At 38.1% G+C, this 18917-nt stretch carries 22 protein-coding genes; 12 read left to right on the top strand and 10 right to left on the bottom strand.

The annotated features are described in order from the left end of the window. Positions 1–306: 306 nt before the first annotated feature. From BM143_RS07820 to BM143_RS07805, 4 genes are read left to right on the top strand one after another with little or no spacing between them, the layout of a single operon-like run. Positions 307–936 carry an NUDIX hydrolase gene (locus BM143_RS07820; protein WP_090024004.1) on the top strand — a complete coding sequence of 210 codons (630 nt, stop codon included), beginning with the start codon at positions 307–309 and terminating at the stop codon, positions 934–936. A gap of 27 nt (positions 937–963) precedes the next feature. Then, positions 964–1770, top strand: a complete 807-nt coding sequence (locus BM143_RS07815) for a lysophospholipid acyltransferase family protein (RefSeq protein ID WP_090024003.1) — start codon at positions 964–966, stop codon at positions 1768–1770. Between the two features lie 15 nt (positions 1771–1785). Next, entirely contained in the window at positions 1786–2223 is a 438-nt protein-coding gene (locus tag BM143_RS07810; RefSeq protein ID WP_090024002.1) for a hypothetical protein, read from the top strand. Between the two features lie 6 nt (positions 2224–2229). Beyond that, positions 2230–3567 carry a UDP-N-acetylmuramate--L-alanine ligase gene (locus BM143_RS07805; RefSeq protein WP_034728539.1) on the top strand — a complete coding sequence of 446 codons (1338 nt, stop codon included), beginning with the start codon at positions 2230–2232 and terminating at the stop codon, positions 3565–3567. Between the two features lie 376 nt (positions 3568–3943). On the opposite strand, the gene BM143_RS07800 is transcribed toward BM143_RS07805, so the two are convergent. The 3 genes from BM143_RS07800 to BM143_RS07790 form a co-directional block, all read right to left on the bottom strand. After that, positions 3944–5002: an NAD(P)H-dependent flavin oxidoreductase gene (locus BM143_RS07800; protein WP_090024001.1), complete on the bottom strand. Its 1059-nt coding sequence runs from the start codon at positions 5000–5002 to the stop codon at positions 3944–3946. 116 nt (positions 5003–5118) lie between these two features. Continuing rightward, a complete protein-coding gene (locus BM143_RS07795; protein ID WP_228430723.1) occupies positions 5119–5826 on the bottom strand; it encodes a DNA alkylation repair protein in 708 nt (235 codons plus the stop codon). A gap of 113 nt (positions 5827–5939) precedes the next feature. Further along, positions 5940–6815: an aldo/keto reductase gene (locus BM143_RS07790; RefSeq protein ID WP_090023999.1), complete on the bottom strand. Its 876-nt coding sequence runs from the start codon at positions 6813–6815 to the stop codon at positions 5940–5942. 263 nt (positions 6816–7078) lie between these two features. Between BM143_RS07790 and BM143_RS07785 the strand changes: the two genes are divergently transcribed. Together BM143_RS07785 and BM143_RS07780 are read left to right on the top strand one after the other, a co-directional pair. Then, the gene (locus tag BM143_RS07785; protein WP_090023998.1) at positions 7079–7513 is read left to right on the top strand and encodes a GNAT family N-acetyltransferase; all 435 of its coding nucleotides are present in this window, start codon (positions 7079–7081) and stop codon (positions 7511–7513) included. Position 7514: 1 nt separating this feature from the next. After that, on the top strand, positions 7515–7982 hold the full coding sequence (locus BM143_RS07780; protein ID WP_090023997.1) for a GNAT family N-acetyltransferase: 468 nt from the start codon (positions 7515–7517) through the stop codon (positions 7980–7982). On the opposite strand, the gene BM143_RS07775 is transcribed toward BM143_RS07780, so the two are convergent. From BM143_RS07775 to BM143_RS07760, 4 genes are all read right to left on the bottom strand, one after another. Then, positions 7935–8855, bottom strand: a complete 921-nt coding sequence (locus BM143_RS07775; protein WP_090023996.1) for a LysR family transcriptional regulator — start codon at positions 8853–8855, stop codon at positions 7935–7937. The two genes, BM143_RS07780 and BM143_RS07775, sit on opposite strands and share 48 nt — an antisense overlap. Before the next feature lie 44 nt (positions 8856–8899). Continuing rightward, entirely contained in the window at positions 8900–10021 is a 1122-nt protein-coding gene (locus BM143_RS07770) for a serine hydrolase domain-containing protein (protein WP_090023995.1), read from the bottom strand. Positions 10022–10044: 23 nt separating this feature from the next. Next, positions 10045–10977, bottom strand: coding sequence for an alpha/beta fold hydrolase (locus tag BM143_RS07765; protein WP_090023994.1), 933 nt, complete (start codon positions 10975–10977; stop codon positions 10045–10047). A gap of 178 nt (positions 10978–11155) precedes the next feature. Further along, positions 11156–11902, bottom strand: coding sequence for a metallophosphoesterase family protein (locus BM143_RS07760; protein ID WP_090024440.1), 747 nt, complete (start codon positions 11900–11902; stop codon positions 11156–11158). A 191-nt stretch (positions 11903–12093) separates the two neighbouring features. Between BM143_RS07760 and BM143_RS07755 the strand changes: the two genes are divergently transcribed. The 6 genes from BM143_RS07755 to BM143_RS07730 all read left to right on the top strand — a co-directional run bounded on the left by BM143_RS07755 (position 12094) and on the right by BM143_RS07730 (position 17293). Then, positions 12094–12708, top strand: a complete 615-nt coding sequence (locus tag BM143_RS07755) for an NAD(P)H-dependent oxidoreductase (RefSeq protein ID WP_047455140.1) — start codon at positions 12094–12096, stop codon at positions 12706–12708. A gap of 1 nt (position 12709) precedes the next feature. Beyond that, positions 12710–13594 (top strand): NAD-dependent epimerase/dehydratase family protein, encoded by an 885-nt coding sequence (locus BM143_RS07750; protein ID WP_090023993.1) that lies wholly within the window; start codon positions 12710–12712, stop codon positions 13592–13594. A 2-nt stretch (positions 13595–13596) separates the two neighbouring features. Further along, positions 13597–13884: a putative quinol monooxygenase gene (locus BM143_RS07745; protein WP_090023992.1), complete on the top strand. Its 288-nt coding sequence runs from the start codon at positions 13597–13599 to the stop codon at positions 13882–13884. Positions 13885–13963: 79 nt separating this feature from the next. Beyond that, positions 13964–14635 carry a type 1 glutamine amidotransferase domain-containing protein gene (locus BM143_RS07740; RefSeq protein WP_090023991.1) on the top strand — a complete coding sequence of 224 codons (672 nt, stop codon included), beginning with the start codon at positions 13964–13966 and terminating at the stop codon, positions 14633–14635. Positions 14636–15259: 624 nt separating this feature from the next. After that, the gene (locus tag BM143_RS07735) at positions 15260–16243 is read left to right on the top strand and encodes an aldo/keto reductase (RefSeq protein WP_090023990.1); all 984 of its coding nucleotides are present in this window, start codon (positions 15260–15262) and stop codon (positions 16241–16243) included. 78 nt (positions 16244–16321) lie between these two features. After that, positions 16322–17293 carry a cyclase family protein gene (locus tag BM143_RS07730; protein ID WP_090023989.1) on the top strand — a complete coding sequence of 324 codons (972 nt, stop codon included), beginning with the start codon at positions 16322–16324 and terminating at the stop codon, positions 17291–17293. Between the two features lie 85 nt (positions 17294–17378). Here BM143_RS07730 and BM143_RS07725 read toward each other — a convergent pair whose 3' ends face one another. The 3 genes from BM143_RS07725 to BM143_RS07715 all read right to left on the bottom strand — a co-directional run bounded on the left by BM143_RS07725 (position 17379) and on the right by BM143_RS07715 (position 18897). Beyond that, a complete protein-coding gene (locus tag BM143_RS07725; protein ID WP_090023988.1) occupies positions 17379–17822 on the bottom strand; it encodes a carboxymuconolactone decarboxylase family protein in 444 nt (147 codons plus the stop codon). A gap of 4 nt (positions 17823–17826) precedes the next feature. Beyond that, positions 17827–18261: a DoxX family protein gene (locus BM143_RS07720; protein WP_034728704.1), complete on the bottom strand. Its 435-nt coding sequence runs from the start codon at positions 18259–18261 to the stop codon at positions 17827–17829. A 63-nt stretch (positions 18262–18324) separates the two neighbouring features. Beyond that, the gene (locus tag BM143_RS07715; RefSeq protein ID WP_090023987.1) at positions 18325–18897 is read right to left on the bottom strand and encodes a Crp/Fnr family transcriptional regulator; all 573 of its coding nucleotides are present in this window, start codon (positions 18895–18897) and stop codon (positions 18325–18327) included. Positions 18898–18917: the final 20 nt, after the last annotated feature.

The following is an 18917-nucleotide window of genomic DNA, read 5'->3' as shown; positions in this document are numbered from 1 at the left end:
TAACCCAAGCGAGAAACCACTGCTAAAGTGTAAATTTTAAAAATCACTGTTTACCGTTTCCGTTGTAACTGTTTACCGTTTTCTCTGCGTAACGTGTTTCAGTTACGTGAAAACACGGTACGCTATCACCGTGATTTACACATAAATATATAAAATAACTCTAATTTTATTAAATAAAAAAAAATAATCATTTTCTCAACCTTTTGAATTTTTAAATCTTTGAATTTTTGAATCTTAAATTTTTTCAATGGTTAATTAATGTTAACGCCTATTCTTTTCTTCAGTATATATTGCTAAATTTGAGCTATGGAAAGTTTTGGAAAAGATTTATTGAGAAAAATTACGAATGTAGAACTGCCCGGAGTACACGCTCACGGGGTATTTTCACCACCTTCCCGCCCGGTATTTACCTATGATGAAGTACTGGCGAAAAACCCAAAATTTGCAGCGGTAAATATTGTCCTTTATCTGAAAGACAATGAATGGTATTTCCCCCTGATCCAGAGAACCATCAACGAACATGACAGACACAGCGGACAGATCTCCCTACCCGGCGGAAAACGCGAGGAAATGGACAGAGACTTTGCTGAAACCGCAGTTCGTGAAACTTCCGAAGAGATCGGTATAGAAAAGCATTATATCAGGGTGATCAGGGAAATGTCTCCAATCTACATCCCGCCGAGTAATTTTTACGTCTATCCCTATATTTCGTATACGAAAAAGAATCCGCTTTTCGTTCTTCAGCAGAGCGAGGCGGTAGAAACTATAGAATTTCCTATCACTTCTTTCTTAAGCCTTCCGGATAATCCAGAAATGATGGCACTTCCGGGTGCTGCCGGGCATGAAGTTCCGGTCATTAATTTCAACGGATATATTATCTGGGGTGCTACAGCAATGATATTGAGCGAGTTTAGCCAGTTGCTGAAAAAAATGTAACTTTGCACTACCGTGTTTAATTGAGAGATGGCGAAGAAAAATATTTTCACCGATGCATTCGGAACACCTTATTTTTTAAAAAGGTTTATCATTTTTATTTTAGGAATTGTATCCTACAGAAGGTTCAACGGCTTTAATAAACTGAAGATAACCGGTACGGAACACCTTGTGGATCTTCCGGATTCCAACGTGCTTTTTGTATGTAACCATCAGACCTACTTTGCAGATGTAGCAGCAATGTATCATGCATTCTGTGCTGTAAACAACGGTTATCTGGATACCATTAAAAACCCGATCTATCTGCTTAACCCCAAGATCGATTTTTACTACGTAGCGGCAGAAGAAACCATGAATAAAGGGATTCTTCCGAAGATCTTCAAGATCGCCGGTGCTGTAACCGTAAAAAGAACGTGGAGAGCAGAGGGTAAAAACGTCAACAGGATGGTAGATCTTACCGAAGTTGATAATATTATGAAAGCTCTGGACAACGGCTGGGTAGCTACTTTCCCTCAGGGTACTACATCTGCTTTTGCACAGGGACGAAGAGGAACGGCCAAACTGGTTAAAAGCCAGCGTCCAATCGTGATCCCTATCAAGATCAACGGTTTCAGAAGGGCATTTGACAAGAAAGGTCTCCGGGTAAAGGTAACAGGCGTAAAACCTACCATGGAGTTCAAAGCACCTCTGGACATCGATTACGATAATGAAAAGGCGCCTGAAATTTTATTGAAGATCATGACTGCCATTGAGCAGACAGAAGATTTCAATGTACTGCACAATTATGATGAAGAACTTAAGGCTAAAAAATTAGAACAAAAGGATTCAAATCATTAAAGTAAGTAAAAAATTATGAACAAAATATTAGGGATCTTATTCGCGGTCATAGTATTAGTTTCGTGTAACAGTCAGAAAGTATATTCGGATTTTGATATCAGCTATTCCAAAAGCGGAGGGCTTGCTCCCGTGTATGAAAACCTGCTGATCAAAGGTAACAATGCCCATTATTCTTTTGAAGGCCAGGGGAAAAAGCAAAAACAGGATTTCAAAATTTCAGATGAAGATCTGAAGAAACTGGATCAGGTGCTTTCCCAGAATAATTTCAGAAGAATACAGGAAGACCGGAAAAAGCTGTATGATAATGTGAGTACTTCCATCAACATCAAGAAAGGCCAGAATGAAGGCAGCAAAACGGATGCAAGCATGATCATGCCGAACTTTACAACGAACTGGAACAATATCCTGAACGCTTTCCAGGAGATCATTAATAACAACGTAAAAAAACAGTAAATACAATTGAAAACCCACTTCATTGCCATCGGCGGAAGCGCCATGCATAATCTTGCGATTGCGTTAAAAGACAAAGGATATCAGGTGACTGGTTCGGATGATGCTATTTTTGAGCCTTCAAAATCCCGACTTGATCATAAAGGAATTTTGCCTACGGAAATGGGCTGGTTCCCGGAAAAGATCACGGCAGACATAGATGCAGTTATCCTTGGAATGCACGCCCATCAGGATAATCCTGAGCTGGCAAGAGCGAAAGAACTGGGTTTAAAAATTTACTCCTATCCTGAATTTCTTTACGAACAGTCTAAAAACAAAACAAGAGTCGTAATCGCAGGCTCCCATGGGAAAACAACGATTACGTCGATGATTCTTCATGTCCTGAATTTCCACCAGAAAGACGTAGATTTTATGGTGGGCGCACAGCTGGAAGGTTTTGACTGTATGGTAAAACTGACGCAGGACAATGACTTTATGGTATTGGAAGGGGATGAATACCTTTCCTCTCCTATCGATCTGCGTTCAAAATTCCTTCTGTACCAGCCGAATATTGCCTTAATGAGCGGTATTGCATGGGATCACATCAATGTATTTAAAACGTTTGACGATTATATTGAGCAGTTCAGAAAATTCGTCGCGAGCATTACTGCCGGCGGAGTTTTGGTATACAATGAAGAAGATGCAGAAGTCGTCAAAGTAGTGGAAGCCGCTGAAAACTATTTCAGAAAAATTCCTTACAAAACGCCTGAATATGAGATCAGCAACGGAAAAGTCTATTTAAAAACTGAAATGGGCGATGTGCCTCTTTCTGTTTTCGGAGCTCATAACCTCCTGAATATGGAAGGCGCAAGACATATCTGCCGTCAGCTGGGAATCATGGATGAAGATTTCTACGAGGCGATCATGAGCTTTAAAGGAGCTTCAAAACGTCTTGAAAAAGTAGAAAGAGAAGACAAGGGAACTTTATACAAAGATTTTGCACATGCACCGAGCAAAGTAAAAGCAACGGTAAAGGCATTCCAGGAACAGTTTAAAAAGGAAAAGAAATACGGTTTCCTTGAACTGCATACGTATTCCAGCTTAAATCCTGTTTTTCTTGAACAGTACGACCACGCAATGGACGGCTTGGATGAAGCCATAGTTTTCTATTCCGAAGATGCTTTAAAGATCAAAAGAATGGAACCTATTTCTCCGGAATTCATTAAGGAAAAATTCAAAAATGACAAACTAAGGGTTTTCACCAATGCTGAAGATCTTCATGCTTACTGGGAAACTCTGGACAAAACAGACGGTGTTTTCCTGATGATGAGTTCGGGTAACTTCGGAGGTCTGGATCTTAGTAAGTAATTTGACGATGAGTTGATTTGCTCATTTGATGACGAATAAACGTTATTGAATTTCTATATAAATAAAAAATCCTTTCATGCAGATGAAGGGATTTTTTACAATGTGTATGTTTACAAATTTCACACAGATTAATTGGATGATGCAGATTTTTACTTTTATTAATCTCCTCTATCCGCATCATTCGCGAGAGAAAAAATAAAACCATTAAGATTCCTGTTAAGCTTTTAAGAATATTAAGTTTTAGCTTCGCTTTAAGACATACAACTTAAAAAAATCATTTGATTTTTTCTTAACTAACCTTACTTCCTTCACTCATCTTAATGTTTGAATAAGCATGAATACGGTAGTCATTTTCTTTCCTTGAAATCATTACTTTTTATATTTCAGCACTTTGAATCAATACTTTCAAAATTTCTTTAGTAGAAAGATCACTATAATCATGGATAGACTGTCCCGCCCAGATGCTTACAAAATCCGAATTATGTAAAGTTTTTGACACCCTGCGCAACTCATTCGTCAGTTTATTCTGATAAGGATAAGGCATAATGTAATCTGAATTTTCCAGCGTTTCAATGAACTTGTTTTTAATTCCTCTCGCATACCGCCCCGAAAAGCTTCTCGTTAGTATAATCTCTTTTTCTGTGGCATTTTTGAGTCTTTCTTTTTCAAACGACTGTAATCCACTTTCCTCCGATGCCAACAATAGGCTTCCCACCTGAAAACCCTGTGCTCCGAGCTCTCTGGCAGCTCTTAATGTCTTTCCGTTATAAATTCCTCCGGCATAGATCAGTGGAACCTTTACCTGATCATAAACCTCAGAAAACAGGGACATTCCTCCAATCATCGGGATATGCTCAGCATCGAAAGTTCCCCTGTGTCCTCCGGCTTCAATTCCCTGGACGCAGATCATATCAATTCCCGATTTTTCCAGAATTAAAGCTTCTTCCACCGAAGTACAGGTTCCGATGAGAACCACTCCGTTTTCTTTCAGTTTCTGTATGCTTTGATCATCCAGATTTCCGAAAGTAAAACTTAGTATTTTACAGCCTTCGCCAATAATGGCATCTATCTGTTCATGGTAGCTTTTTACTTTAATATCTTCAAGATCAGGAAGCGTAACCTCGATGTTATTCTCCTTCGCCAGCTGTGTAATGAACTGTTTGGCTTTAATAAACCTTTCCTTCAGACTGTCCGTAATTTCTGGGATGTTGTGCACAAAAATATTGGCAGCAAAAGGTTGATCGGTCAGTTTTTTTGTTTCCCGGATGAGTTCAATAGATTTCTCAGGGGATAGATCAGCCAGGGCCAGCGATCCCAGAGCTCCGGCTTTTGCAGCTGCTGCAGTCATCTGTGGTGTACTGACTCCAAACATCGGAGCCTGAATGACAGGATATTTGATATTGAATCTTTTACTGATGGTGTCTGGCCAAAACATAAGAATTATTTTATTTAAAATTTACGAAAAACGGATGAAACCCTTCTTTAAATAAGCATGATATCAGTCAAGTATCTTCATTTCTTTGACGAAGCATGAATACAAAAACGGAAAGCTTATCTTAACATTTTCCGGAGTTCTTTATAATGCTTTTTCATGTCCGGATCGAGCTTTTCTATAGCGTAAGAAAATGTAGCAGCGGGCATTGTTTCCGCATATTGATTGAGGAAACTTAATAATCTTTTGGGATTTTTCTTTCCAGCTTCTCTGATCCAGCTTCCGACTGCTTTATTGACCAGTTCATGGGGATCGTGAACAAGGATTTCAGCGATTTTAAAGGTATCTTCAGTATCATTTTTTCTGATAAAAGCATGAGTGCTTACTATCGCTGTTCTTCTTTCCCACGGGTTTTCAGATTCAGCCAACTTGTAGAGAATAGCTCTTGATTTGTTTATCAGATATTCACTAATGATATTCCTTGCTGCCCGGTCTACAAAATCCCAATTGTTCAACCGGTCGTGGCGGTTTAGATACAAGTCAAAAAGTTCTTTCTTCCTTTCTTCAGACATTTTTTTATTTCCAGCCTGAAAATCCATGATGCTCACCGCACCCATTCTCACTTCATAAAAATCATTGTCCAGAAGTATATTGATTTCCTTCAGGGACATCGAAGAAAATTCTTTTGCTGTCGTAAAAACATCCCCGAATTTCACCCCGAAATGTTTGGTAACACCATCATCTCCTTTGAAAAACTTTTCAACCTTATCAATTTCTTTCTCATTTCTGAATGTCGAGAGTTTTTCTATGAATTGAGCTGCAGTCATGGTTTTTATTTAAAATTAAAAAATATCCCGCAGATTAAACTGACTCCATACGATTCTATTAAAATCCAGGTTATCCGTTTCATCTGCGGGACAATGATTATTCAGTGATATGGTTAAATATCTACTACAACATTCAACATTTTTTCTTCCCATTCAGGATCTTTCGGATCGAAGAACAGTCTTTTTCCGGTATCTAAAGAACGAACCGTATTTATTTCATCTGCACTCAGTTCGAAATCAAAAACATTAAAGTTTTCTTCAATTCTGGATGGCGTCACTGACTTTGGAATAACCACAAATCCTTCCTGAAGGTGCCATCTTAAAATCACCTGAGCCACCGTTTTATTGTATTTCTCAGCGATTGCTTTTAATTCAGCGTTGTTCAGAAGATCTGCATTTCCGTTTCCAAGCGGGCTCCAAGGCTGTGTGATGATGTTGTTTTCTCTGTTGTACACCTGAAGTTCTTTCTGCTGGAAAACCGGGTGAAGTTCAATTTGGTTGATCACCGGAGAAACTGTTGAATTGGCTTTTAATTCCTCTAATTTTTCAACCGTAAAATTACATACTCCGATCGCTTTGATTTTCCCTTCACTATATAATTCTTCCAAAGCTTTCCATGTTCCGATGAAATCTCCGTAAGGCCAGTGGATCAGATACAGGTCCAGATAATCCATCTGAAGTCTGTCCAATGTTCTCTGAAATGCTTTTTTTGCCTGCTCGTAGCCATGATCCTGCACCCAGACTTTTGAAGTGATAAACAGCTCATCTCTGCTGACACCGCTATCTTTCACCGCTTTTCCTACTGCCGTTTCATTCTGGTAAATGGCTGCCGTATCGATCATTCTGTATCCAGTCTGGATCGCTTTTACTACCGCTCTTTCACATTCTTCAAGATTCTCCATCTGCCAAACTCCAAAGCCTAAAGCAGGTATATCCACCCCGTTATTTAAGGTCACTACAGGCTGCCCTGTATATGTTTTCTTTTGCATAATTTTTAAATTTCAATTTTAATATTAAAGTATAGCCTAACAAATTTGCGACAAAAAATCGGGATTCTTACTTACCATTTTTACTGTTTTTAAAGTATTGGGAGACTGTTAACAGATATTTTTTGTTTTTAACTGTTCTCTATTCTTGTTTTCCCAAAATCCCCATCCTCCCCGAAGTTTCCAATTTCTACCCTCCAAAATCTAACTTCTAATTTCTAACCTCTAACTTCTATTTTTCCCTATTTTTGCAACAAATCCAAACAATGTCACATTCAATCAGATTAGCACAGGCAGAAGATTATCCAAGAATTATGGAGATCTGGGAATCTGCTGTACTGGCGACCCACGATTTCCTTGCTGAAGAGGATTTCAATTATTTTAAAGAAGTCATTCCGAGAGATTATCTTCCTCATCTGGAAGTTTATTTACTGGTAGAAAATGATCAGGCAGAAGGTTTTGCTTCCGTCGCAGAAGGCAATCTGGAAATGCTTTTCATCCACAATGAAGTACGGGGAAAAGGACACGGCAGAAAGCTGTACGAGTTTATGAAAGAGACAACGGGTTTGACTAAAGTTGACGTCAATGAACAGAACCCTCAAGCCATAGGATTTTATCAGAAAATGGGTTTCAAACAGATTAGGAGATCAGAAAAAGACGGTTCAGGAAAAGACTATCCTATTATTCATATGAGTCTTTAGAATGGAAAAATTGACACTTAGAAAAATAGATCCGGCTTCAGGTATTCCGTATGAGCTTTTGCTGCTTGCGGATGAAACGGTTGATGCTATTGATCAGTACATTTTTGATTCTGACATTTATATTTTAAACGATGGTGTTCAGGATATTGCTGTGATCGCCTTGTATCAAAATAGCAGCACAGAACTGGAAATTAAAAATATGGCCGTTATTGAAAGCCACAGAAGCCAGGGAATCGGCGGTATTCTGATGGATCGGGCTAAAGTAATTGCGAAAGAAAGCGGCTATACCACTTTAGTCGTAGGTACCTCAGATAAGGGATTTCAGCAGATTAAATTCTATGAAAAGAACGGTTTTATAAAAAAGGGAGTGCGTAAAAACTTTTTTATTGAAAATTACCCACTCCCTATTTATGAAAACGGATTACAGCTGCGCGACATGATCCTTCTTGCTCATGACCTTTCTGAATAATCCTTTGATATGATCGATTTCAGACTGATAATTGGTTTTCTTCCTACAGCCAAAATACAAAGTGTTTTCCAGTTTTTTCTCACCTTCCCAGATCAGTTTAAGGTCTCCGTTTTCTATTTCATTTTTACATAGAAAATCGGGAACCACGGCCAGTCCGGTTCCGCCTTTCAGACAACGGATAATTGAGTTTAAATTCGGAACAATATAATTCGGACGGAAATTCGGTTTATGACCAAAATTCATGATCCAGAACTGAAAAAGATGTTCCATATCTCCCGTTGTTCCGTACCATTTTTCCTGCTTCAGCCATTCCTCGATATGTTCGGCTCCTTTCGTACGCACAACTTCCTGAAAGCTTTCCGTATCTACATTTTTTCCACCTACCAAAATAATCTGTTCGGAAGAAAATGCTTCATGCTCAATATTGGGAGAAACTCCTTTTTTTGGGGTAATAATAAGATCCAAAATTCCTTTATCCAGCTGGTCCAGCATTTCCGGATACTGCCCGAAACTAATAATCAGGTTAAAAGGTAACGTAGATACATATTGTTCCAGAGTGGTCTGAAATGTTTCAAAACACATGCCCACACTGATCGTCGGCGTCAGTTTTTCCGTGGATTTCTGAAAATTCTTCTCCACATCTTCCAGCCTGCCAATCGGCTCAGAAACGGCATTGAATAAAACCTTTCCTCTTTCGGTGGGAATCATTTTTCTTCCGGTTCTGTCAAATAATTTATAGCCTACATAAGCTTCCAGTGAGCTTAAGTGAAGACTTACTCCGGGCTGCGAAATAAACAGGGAATCTGCAGCACCCGTGAGTGTTCCGGTTTTGTATATCGCTTTAAAAGTGCGGTACCATTCTAGATTGACCATAACTTTAATTATTAATATTCTGATACAAAGTTATGGAATAATTATTATAATGATATACTTGCTAATATTTCATCGAGTACACTTTGCATATCTTTTGCTGTATTTACACCACTTTGGTTGGTTATAATAAAAACGCCAAGATTATATTTTGGGATGATGTAGATAAAGCATTGTGCACGAAAAACGCCGCCATGATGCTTATACAATATTCCCAATTTTTCATCCGTAATGACTCTCCAGGCATATCCTGAACTGAACGTATCATCAATTTTAACCAAAGGCTTATGCGATTCTGCTATTTCAGGAGTATTTTTTAATTGGTACTTTATGTATTCTATCATGTCCGGAAGCGTTGTTTTTACGTTACCTGATGACCCCCAAAGTGATGGCATTAAATGAGGAGCTATAGCATTATAATCACAATGATATCCTACGGCAAGATGGGCTTCTTCTTTTTTTGATAAATTAATCTTCGTATGCTTCATTTGAAGGTTATCAGCAAAATATTCTTTTAATAAAACTTCAAAATTTTTATGATAAGCTTTTTCTAAAACAGCACTTAAAAGTTCAATGCCGGCATTTGAATATGAAAACTTATGTCCCGGTACCGCATCCAATTTTACGGTGTGCAGGTCTCTTAAAAAATCTTTTTGTTTATAGTTTTTCAAGATATTATTGGTATTCTCAGGTGCTTTTTCATTCGTGAAATCATTCAGTACCGCATTCACTTCCAAAGGCAGCATTTTAGGCAAGCCACTTGTGTGAGTCACCAAATCCTTTATAAGAACGGGATGACCATTGAAAACCAGGTTAGGATAATCTTCAGATAAATATTTCTGAACAGGGTCTTCAAGCTTTAATTTTTTATCCAAAACCGCTTTCGCCACTAATGTTCCGGTTAAAGTTTTACTCAGAGAACCAATCTCATAGATGGTTTCATTATTCGGCAGGTTGGATTTTCCTTTTTCCAATTCACCATAATGCCCTATGTATTCCTGCCCCTGGTAAACAATTCCGATCGACACAGCGTTGATCACTGGTTTTTCAACCATCTTATTCACGGCATGATCAACTATTGATTTCAGATTATCGGTTTCTTTGATTGGCTGTTGTCCTAAACAAAATACTGAGAGAAATGATACAGTAAAAAGAATTGTTTTTTTCATGGTTTCTAAACTTTAATTTGAATTTAATACTCTAATGTTTTCACGATTCTATTTTGAAATAGTTCCGGCTCGTCCTTATGGATCTGATGTCCTGAGTTTTCAAATAAAAACAGGTCTTTCTTAGGTGCTTTTACCTGCTCAAAATATTTTTTTGTAATACCGGTAGAAGTTTGGATATCATTTTTCCCTACGAAAAAATAGATCGGACAGTTCACTTTCTTTAAAGTCTTTGGTAAATCTATTTTCATGACTTCATTCCAGGCTGGTGACCATGTTTTGGACCACTGAAGAAAGCCTTTTTTGAAATCATCACTGGTGACATTTTTTTTACCGTCTTTATAAAAAAGCCATTTTCTAAGATAAAACAGATCTTCATCTATCGTAAACGGAATATGTACGCTCGCCAATTCTTTGCTGGCAACAGGATCTTCTTTAAAATGATTTTTCAGAATCGTAAGCAGTTCCTTTTCACTGGATAGCTGACTAATCACAGGATTGACCGCAAAATAAGCATGCAGAAGCTCAGGATGATTTCTAACAATGTAAAACCCTAAAGCATTTCCCCAAGAGCTTCCCAGCAAGTATACTTTTTCCTGTTTGAGCTGCTTTCTAAGAAAATTGATCACTTCATAGGTATCTTTACCCATCAGCTCAACGGACGGCTGCACCGGAGAAGGATTTAATGCCAGTGTTTTTCCGGCATCTCTCTGATCCCACTGAACGATGGTGAATTTATTTTTTAAAATATGAGTAAAAGAATCCGCATTTTTCATCATTGAGCTTCCGGGGCCTCCTGATAAAAAGAGAAGTATCGGCTTAGTGGAATCATCGGTTTTAATTTCGATGGCTTGTTTTATTCCACCAATTTCGGGGGTGAGAATAGTGTCAACTTTTACGGCTTGTGCTAAACAAAATACTGATAATAGTAAAAGAATAAACAGGGCTGTTTTTTTCATGATTTCTAAATTTTAATAATCTGATGCAAAGATGAATCAGAAAATTTTCAGAAAAGTCCGGATAAAAAAAGTCGAACTGATTTTAACGGATAAAATGAGTTCGGCTTTCTATAAAACAACGTTCGACTATCTACAAAACACTAAAAATCAATAATTTGAATTTATTTTGGAAAATATTTCAGAGCATCAAAGCTTGTTCATTTCTTAAAAAATCAGCATAATAATTCGGAATTCCGCTCTCTTCTATGGCGTGAACGGTTTCTTCAAGCGGATAAGCGATCTGTATAATTTCCGGAATAATCTGTTCTTCACTCATCGTTAAAACCAAGTAAGAAGCTAAACGGTTCTCTTCTTTGGAACGGCCTACAGAACCACAGTTTATAGCCCATTTATTATTTTCAAAAGATTTCTTGAACGACAAGTGAGTATGCCCCATAACAACAACATCAGACCGAGATTCCTTGAGCATAGCTGTAAAAACCTCATCATTCTCCGATTCATACAAATACGTATCATTACTGGACAGACTTGAATGCACAAGCTGAATATTCCAATGCTTCTTCCCTACTTTATAGTTTAATTTTAAATGAAAGGGAAGTGTTGATAAAAACCGTTTATTCTCTTTTGTAATATGCTGTTTGGAATGATCAATAGCAATGAACCTGGCCTCTGTTTCTTCCTGAGAATGTTTTGATAAAGGAACTACGGGAATATTGAAAGCAATTCTTTCATCATGATTCCCCATCAGGCAGGGAATGTTGAGATGCGTTATCTTTTCAGTGACTTCATTTCCCCACGGAGCAAAATCTACCAGATCTCCCAGACAGAATTTCTGTTGTATCCCTCTTTTCTCCATATCCTCCAACACCGCATTCAGCGCGGGAAGATTTCCATGCACATCACTAAAAACCGCAATCTGTATCATATCCATTCTATTAATCATAACAAATTTACAGGAGACGAAGGACAATGGAACCAATTAACTGTATGACATTTCACATGAATGACAAAATTTAAACTATCAGTATTCTAATACTTAGATATAATTCATGCTATTTTTATTATACAACAGCCCGAACTAACTTTGCATCATAAAATTTAAACAATCATAAAAAAATGAAAAAAGTATTGATCATTAACGGAGGACAGAATTTCGGACATTCCGGAGGAAAATATAACGACACCATCGCTCAGAATACTTTGGAAGTATTAGAGAAATTCGGAAATATAGAAGTTAAGACCACTCAGGTTTCAGAAGGTTTCGACAAGGATGAAGAGGTAAAGAAATTTGTATGGGCAGATTTTATCATCTACCACACTCCGATCTGGTGGTTCCAGCTTCCCAACGGTCTGAAAAAATATATTGATGACGTTTTTACAGCCGGCCATGCCAAAGGAATCTATATGAGTGACGGAAGAAATGCAGAAAATCCGGAAATCAATTACGGAACAGGAGGAATGCTTGGCGGAAGAAAATATATGGTGACAACCAGCTGGAATGCTCCTGAAACAGCTTTTACACTTCCAGGAGAATTCTTCAACGAAACAAGTGTAGATAATGGACCATTATTTGGCTTCCATAGAATGAATGCCTTCGTTTCCTTAGAAAAAATGGAAAGTTTTCACTTCCATGATGTAGAGAAAAATGCCAATATAGAACGTGATATGAAGCTTTACAGAGAACATCTTGAACAGGTTTTTGCACAGGAATTAAAACCACAGTTAGCTTAACATGAAAAGAGTATTTATTACAGGAATTACCGGTTATATCGGTGGTACTGTTGCCAGAAAGTTATTAGACAAAAACTACAGTGTGGCAGGACTTGTCCGTAATGAAGATTCGGCAGAAAAGCTGAGAGCATTGGGAATTGAACCCATTATAGGGAATATTCATGATGAAGCGGTTTTGGAAGCTGCAATTTCCCAGGCTGATGCCATTATCCACACCGCAGATTCTGCTGATGACGCCTATGCAGCAGACAGCATGATCAATGCACTGGAAGGTACAGGCAAGACGTTTATTTTCACCTCAGGTTCTGCTATTTTTGGAGGAAAAGAAAATGGGGAAAAAAGTAATTTTGTTTATACAGAAGATATTCCTCTGGATCCAAGACTGGAAATGGCTTCAAGGGTATTGATCAATAATTATGTTCTTCAGTCTGCTAAAAAAGATATAAGAAGTATTGTGATTGTACCCACAATGGTTTACGGAGAAGGTCTGGGACCGAAAAAGGATAGCATTCAGCTTCCGGCTTTAATCAATTTCTCTAAAGAAAAAGGGTTTGGAGTCTATTTTGGTAAAGGTGAAAACATATGGTCCAATCTCCATATTGAAGATCTGGCAGATCTGTATGTACTCGCATTGGAAAAAGCAAAATCAGGCGCTCTTTATTATGCAGAAAACGGATCTTCAACGATCAGAAATCTGGCAGAAAATATCAGCAGACAGTATAATTTACAACCCGCGCAATCTGTGAGTATACAGGAAGCCGTGAATACTTTTGGTCCGGCAGGCGGATATTTTGGATTTGCATCCAACAGCCTGTGTAATTCAGACAAAGCAAAAACAGAACTGGGCTGGAAGCCGCAATATCAATCCATTGAAAAATTTATTTAGTTATGAAAATATATCTTACAGCAGTAATCAAAGCGAAAGAAGAGCACCGTGATGAAGTTCTGGACGTTCTTCAGAATATGGTCAAAGAAACCAGAAAAGAAGACGCATGCGAACTGTACAGCCTTCACCAGGGAATCGAAGACAAAAACCAGTTTATATTCTACGAAATCTGGAAAAGCGATGAAGGACTGGCAGTACATAACCAGCAGTCATACATTCAGGCTTTCGGAGCAATAGTAGATGAAAAATTACAGGAAAAACCACAGATTTATACCACCCATATTCTTTAAGATGAAAAAATTAGCATTTTTATTGGTAACTCTATTGACGATAGGATTTGTTCAGGCACAACACCAAAAAACTCAACGTATGAAAAAGAAAATTTTATTCGTCGTGACCAGTCATGACAAAAAAGGTAACACGGGAGAAGATACCGGATATTATTTGGGGGAAGTTTCTCATCCATGGGAAGTTCTTCACAAAGCAGGATATGAAATTGATTTTGTAAGTCCAAAAGGCGGAACTCCACCGGTAGACGGATTTGATTTAAAAGATCCTGTCAACAAAGAATTCTGGGAAAACAAAGAATACAAAAACAAAATCGATCATTCTTTACAGCCTTCTCAGGTGAAACCGGACAATTACAGTGCGATCTTCTACGCAGGAGGTCACGGTGCGATGTGGGATTTTGCGGACAATACGGAATTAGCAGATATCGCTTCAAAAATTTATGAGAATGGCGGTATTGTAGCAGCGGTATGTCACGGTCCTTCCGGTTTGGTCAATATCAAACTGAACAACGGAAAGTATCTGGTAGACGGCAAAAAGATCAATGCTTTCACCAATGAGGAAGAAGCTGAAGTAAAATTAACCAATGTGGTTCCTTTCCTTCTGGAAGATAAACTGAAAGAAAGAGGCGCAAAATTTGAAAAATCTGGGCTTTGGCAAAACCATGTGGTGACGGACCAGAGAGTGATCACAGGGCAGAATCCTCAGTCTGCAAAAAGTGTAGGTGAAGCGATCTTAAAGGAACTTAATTAATAATCTTTTTTTTAAACCACAAAAGTCACAAAAGCATTTTAGCAATTAAGTTATTTAAAGTTCAAATGCTTTGTGAATAGGAAGGTCACATAAGATTTTATACTGAAAAATATACATAAACATCTGTGAAAATCCGTGTAATCTGTGGTCAAAAAAATAACCACAAAAAAACTTAATAGATAACGTTTTTTTAACCACAAAAGTCACAAAAGTATTTTAACACTTAAGTTATTTAACGTTCAAATGCTTTGTGAATAGGAAGGTCACATAAGATTTTATACAGAAAAATATACATAAACATCTGTGAAAATCCGTGTAATCTGTGGTCAAAAAAATAACCACAAAGAGACTTAATGGATAACCTTTTTTTAACCACAAAAGTCACAAAAGTATTTTAACACTTAAGTTATTTGAAGTTGAAATACTTTGTGAATAAGAAGATCACATAAGTTTTTAAAAAATCAAAGATTTTCAGCAACGTGTTAGTGTGGGATAAACAGTATTCAATTTTATCGTAGGTAAAATCCTGGCGCCTTAAAGCATTCGAATTAGAAAAAAAATTGCGCCTTCGCGATCACCAACAAAATACTGTATAGTTTAAAATTTAAATAAATAATCAAAAAAATGGAATACAGAAAATTAGGAAATACGGAACTGGAACTGTCTGCAATTACTCACGGAGCCTTTGCTATCGGAGGAAATATGTGGGGCGGCAATGAAAAACAGGATTCCATCAATTCAATTCATGCTTCTTTGGATCACGGCGTAACTTCCATTGATACGGCACCTTTTTATGGTTTCGGACTCAGTGAGGAAATGATCGGGGAAGCCATTAAAGGAAAAGACCGTTCGAAAATTCAGTTATTAACCAAATTCGGTTTGGTATGGGACGGCAGCAATAACGGAAAAGGTGAATTTTTCTTCGATGCAGAAGACGAAGGCAAAACACTTCCGGTTTACAAATATGCTTCAAAGGCCAATATCATCAAAGAAGTGGAAGAAAGCTTAAAAAGGCTGGGAACAGATTATATCGATCTTTTACAGCTTCACTGGCCGGACAGCACAACCCCTATCTGTGAAACCATGGAAGCCATGGAACTTCTGATCCAGCAGGGAAAAGTTCTTGCAGCAGGAGTCAGTAATTATACCGTTCCACAAATGCAGGAAGCCAACAGAACACTGCATTTAGCGAGCAACCAAGTTTCTTACAGCATGCTGAACCGTGCTATTGAAAGCGATCTTGTCCCGTATGCTTTGGAGCACAATTCAGGAATCATCGTCTACAGTCCTATGGAAAGAGGTCTTTTGACCGGTAAATATTTCAAAGAGGATAAATTAAAGGACAATGACCACAGAAACGGTTATTTTTCACAGTTTGATTTAAGTAAAGTAAAATCTTTCTTAGACAAAATAGAACCCATTGCTCAGGAAAAAGGGGCTTCCCTTTCACAACTGGTATTAAGATGGACCACCTTGCAGCCGGCTATTACCGTAGTTTTGGCAGGAGCCAGAAATGCACAGCAGGCCATTGATAATGCCAAAGCAATGGAAATAAATCTTTCTCAGGATGAATTGAATTTCATCAATACAGCGCTAAGCGAAATTTAATCTTGTATCATCAGTAAACTTTCCCTTTGGGACGGTTTACTGATTTTCTCTCTTTTACACTCATACAAAATAAAAAAAATGAAAAAGAATCTGATCAGAATGTTCGGGTTGGTCATGCTATTGGCCATCAGCAACATCGACATAAAAGCTCAAAGCCTCAGCGTTAACCCCAATGATAAATCCTGGTATCCTTCTGTTTACGGAGCTAAAGATGAAATAGGAGCCGCGAATCTATTAACTGCGGAAGTAGTAAAACAGGCCGTAGGATTAGTAAAGCAAGGTAAAACACTTCCGTTAGCTGTTCCCATTGATAAAAATCTGCCGGCTTTCAGACACAGAAGTTTTAATCTGTACAATATCCAGCCCGGTGAACAGGGCGGAAAGAGCATCGGTCCCAATAAATTCACCTTCAATGACGAACTTGTGAATGGATGGACAGGTGTCGGAACCCAACTCAACGGCATCGGACACATCGGAATTGATAACATCTACTACAACGGAAATAAAGCCGTTGATTTTGTAACGGTAGAAGGCGTCAGGAAATTAGGTATTGAAAAAGTCCCTCCTTTTGTGACCCGAGGTGTGGTTTTAGATATGACCGCTCATTACGGAAAAGACATCGTTCCGGGTGGTACGGAATTTACAACAGCAGATATTAAAGCCGTTTTAAAGAAACAAAACATTACCCTTAGAAAAGGAGATATTGTACTGTTCAATACCGGATGGCTGGAACTGATTGGTAAAGACAACAAAAGTTTTTTAGAAACAGAACCGGGGATCGGTATGGAGGCAGCGCAATGGCTTGCTGAGCAGGGAATCGTCGCTTTCGGAGGCGATACATGGGCTTCAGAAGTGTATCCCAACCCAAAATCTAAAGAGGAATTTCCCATCAATCAGTTTATGCTGGCAAAAAAAGGAATTTACAATCTGGAACTAATCGACAGCCGTCCATTGGTAAAAGATAAAGTATGGGAGTTTTTATTTGTTCTGGGACAGCCTTTATATGTAGGATCTACCCAGGTCAATATCAACCCTGTCGCTATTTATTAAACTTATTTCTTCTAATTTTTATAACAGAAAAGAGCACTTCATCAACTGAAGCGCTCTTTTTTAGTCAATAACTTTAAACGGAAAATTATTTGGCAACAGGTAAATGCGTACTTATAGCAATTCTGTTCCATGCATTGATGGTAACAATCGCCATAATAATCTGTGCAATCTGTGCATCATCAAAATACTGTTTTGCCTTTTGGAAAGTTTCTTCTGAAAGTCCGTTATGGCTGATCAGGGTAATTTCTTCCGTCATCGCTAAAAGCACCTGTTCTTCTTCCGTGAAAAAGTCTTTGGCTTCTCTCCATCCTTCAAGAATGAAAATTCTCTGTGTGGTTTCTCCGTATTTAAGAGCATCTTTCGTGTGCATATCAAGGCAGAAAGCACATTTGTTGATCTGTGAAGCTCTGATTTTAATTAATTCCTTTTGAATGTGGTTTAATGAAATCGTCTGAAGATATCCTTCCAATCCCATCATTGCTTTGTAAGCAGCTGAATCTACTGTGGCAATATTTAATCTTGCGCTCATAATATTATTTATTTTTGTTGGTTAAATGATCTATACTAAAAGAATACTTTGGCTGAACGGCCAGTAAAAACGCTCCGGCACTTCCTACCCAGACCGAGTAATCCAAAGGAGCTTTAACGCCTAATGCCATGGTCATGGACAAAGCGAAGACCAGCAGAAGAAATCCCGCTCCGTAAGCTCCAATCCTGGTTTTCCAGCCTATAAGAAGCATGAGTGGAAAAAGTATTTCAAAAAAAGTCGCGGTATAAGCGGAAAACGTACTTAAACCTTCGGGAAGAAAAAAAGTAAGTTTTCGGGTGTATGTTTCAAAGTTCTCCCAGTTGCCCCAGGCTGAATTTTTGCCCCAGAAACCGAACCTATCTGCCACTGCAGAAAGCATGGTCACAGAAATAGCAAGTCTTAAAAATAATTGCGGAAACTGAACGTTTTTGTCTGTCATGATATTGGCTTTTAATAACATGACAAATCTCCGACTTATAATCGGTAAAAATCTTAAACTGGTTTAAGATCGTAATTTTGCCCTGATTTCACTAAGATATTCCGGAGTAAGATTTAAAAAAGAAGCGATCAGATATTGAGGAATCCTCTGAATAAACCAGGGATATAAAGTACTGAAATGCACATACAGTTCTTCTCTTGACATTTCATACAGATAACGGATCCTTCTCTCTGAAGCAGCATAAGCCCTTTGATAAATCATTCTGAAATACCTTTCCATGACCGGATGCTTCTGCAGTAAAAGTTCCTGCTGCTGAAGATCAATAACCAGAACTGTAGAGCGTTCCACCGCCTGAATACAGAAATCTGATTTGATCTGCCTTTCATACGCGAAAGTATCCGTGATCCACCAGTTTTCTATGGCAAATTCAGTAGTCTGTTCTGCCCCTTTCTCATTCACAAAAAACTTTCTCAGACAACCCACAGACACAAAATACATCGATTTGCAGATCTCACCACTAAGCATCAGGCTCTGCTTTTTTTTCACTTCTATTTCCTGAAAAAAAGAAAATATAGAAGCATATTCTTCATCGGTGACTGTAACAAATTTATTTAAATGCGCTTTGAAAGTATCCATCTTTGCAATTGAATACCCAA

Source organism: Chryseobacterium oleae (assembly GCF_900115055.1).
GTDB lineage: Bacteria > Bacteroidota > Bacteroidia > Flavobacteriales > Weeksellaceae > Chryseobacterium > Chryseobacterium oleae.
Note: the sequence above shows the minus strand (reverse complement) of the source record. Positions and strands in the feature narration are given on the sequence as shown.

Excerpts from the sequence above, each read along its gene's own strand:
- BM143_RS07725 (WP_090023988.1), bottom strand. The coding sequence starts at position 17,822 with ATGAGCGCAAGATTAAATATTGCCACAGTAGATTCAGCTGCTTACAAA.
- BM143_RS07790 (WP_090023999.1), bottom strand. The coding sequence starts at position 6,815 with ATGCAAAAGAAAACATATACAGGGCAGCCTGTAGTGACCTTAAATAAC.
- BM143_RS07820 (WP_090024004.1), top strand. The coding sequence starts at position 307 with ATGGAAAGTTTTGGAAAAGATTTATTGAGAAAAATTACGAATGTAGAA.
- BM143_RS07800 (WP_090024001.1), bottom strand. The coding sequence starts at position 5,002 with ATGTTTTGGCCAGACACCATCAGTAAAAGATTCAATATCAAATATCCT.
- BM143_RS07815 (WP_090024003.1), top strand. The coding sequence starts at position 964 with ATGGCGAAGAAAAATATTTTCACCGATGCATTCGGAACACCTTATTTT.
- BM143_RS07780 (WP_090023997.1), top strand. The coding sequence starts at position 7,515 with ATGGAAAAATTGACACTTAGAAAAATAGATCCGGCTTCAGGTATTCCG.
- BM143_RS07720 (WP_034728704.1), bottom strand. The coding sequence starts at position 18,261 with ATGACAGACAAAAACGTTCAGTTTCCGCAATTATTTTTAAGACTTGCT.
- BM143_RS07795 (WP_228430723.1), bottom strand. The coding sequence starts at position 5,826 with ATGACTGCAGCTCAATTCATAGAAAAACTCTCGACATTCAGAAATGAG.
- BM143_RS07760 (WP_090024440.1), bottom strand. The coding sequence starts at position 11,902 with ATGATACAGATTGCGGTTTTTAGTGATGTGCATGGAAATCTTCCCGCG.
- BM143_RS07785 (WP_090023998.1), top strand. The coding sequence starts at position 7,079 with ATGTCACATTCAATCAGATTAGCACAGGCAGAAGATTATCCAAGAATT.
- BM143_RS07810 (WP_090024002.1), top strand. The coding sequence starts at position 1,786 with ATGAACAAAATATTAGGGATCTTATTCGCGGTCATAGTATTAGTTTCG.
- BM143_RS07750 (WP_090023993.1), top strand. The coding sequence starts at position 12,710 with ATGAAAAGAGTATTTATTACAGGAATTACCGGTTATATCGGTGGTACT.
- BM143_RS07730 (WP_090023989.1), top strand. The coding sequence starts at position 16,322 with ATGAAAAAGAATCTGATCAGAATGTTCGGGTTGGTCATGCTATTGGCC.
- BM143_RS07755 (WP_047455140.1), top strand. The coding sequence starts at position 12,094 with ATGAAAAAAGTATTGATCATTAACGGAGGACAGAATTTCGGACATTCC.
- BM143_RS07765 (WP_090023994.1), bottom strand. The coding sequence starts at position 10,977 with ATGAAAAAAACAGCCCTGTTTATTCTTTTACTATTATCAGTATTTTGT.
- BM143_RS07775 (WP_090023996.1), bottom strand. The coding sequence starts at position 8,855 with ATGGTCAATCTAGAATGGTACCGCACTTTTAAAGCGATATACAAAACC.
- BM143_RS07715 (WP_090023987.1), bottom strand. The coding sequence starts at position 18,897 with ATGGATACTTTCAAAGCGCATTTAAATAAATTTGTTACAGTCACCGAT.
- BM143_RS07770 (WP_090023995.1), bottom strand. The coding sequence starts at position 10,021 with ATGAAAAAAACAATTCTTTTTACTGTATCATTTCTCTCAGTATTTTGT.
- BM143_RS07740 (WP_090023991.1), top strand. The coding sequence starts at position 13,964 with ATGAAAAAGAAAATTTTATTCGTCGTGACCAGTCATGACAAAAAAGGT.
- BM143_RS07735 (WP_090023990.1), top strand. The coding sequence starts at position 15,260 with ATGGAATACAGAAAATTAGGAAATACGGAACTGGAACTGTCTGCAATT.
- BM143_RS07745 (WP_090023992.1), top strand. The coding sequence starts at position 13,597 with ATGAAAATATATCTTACAGCAGTAATCAAAGCGAAAGAAGAGCACCGT.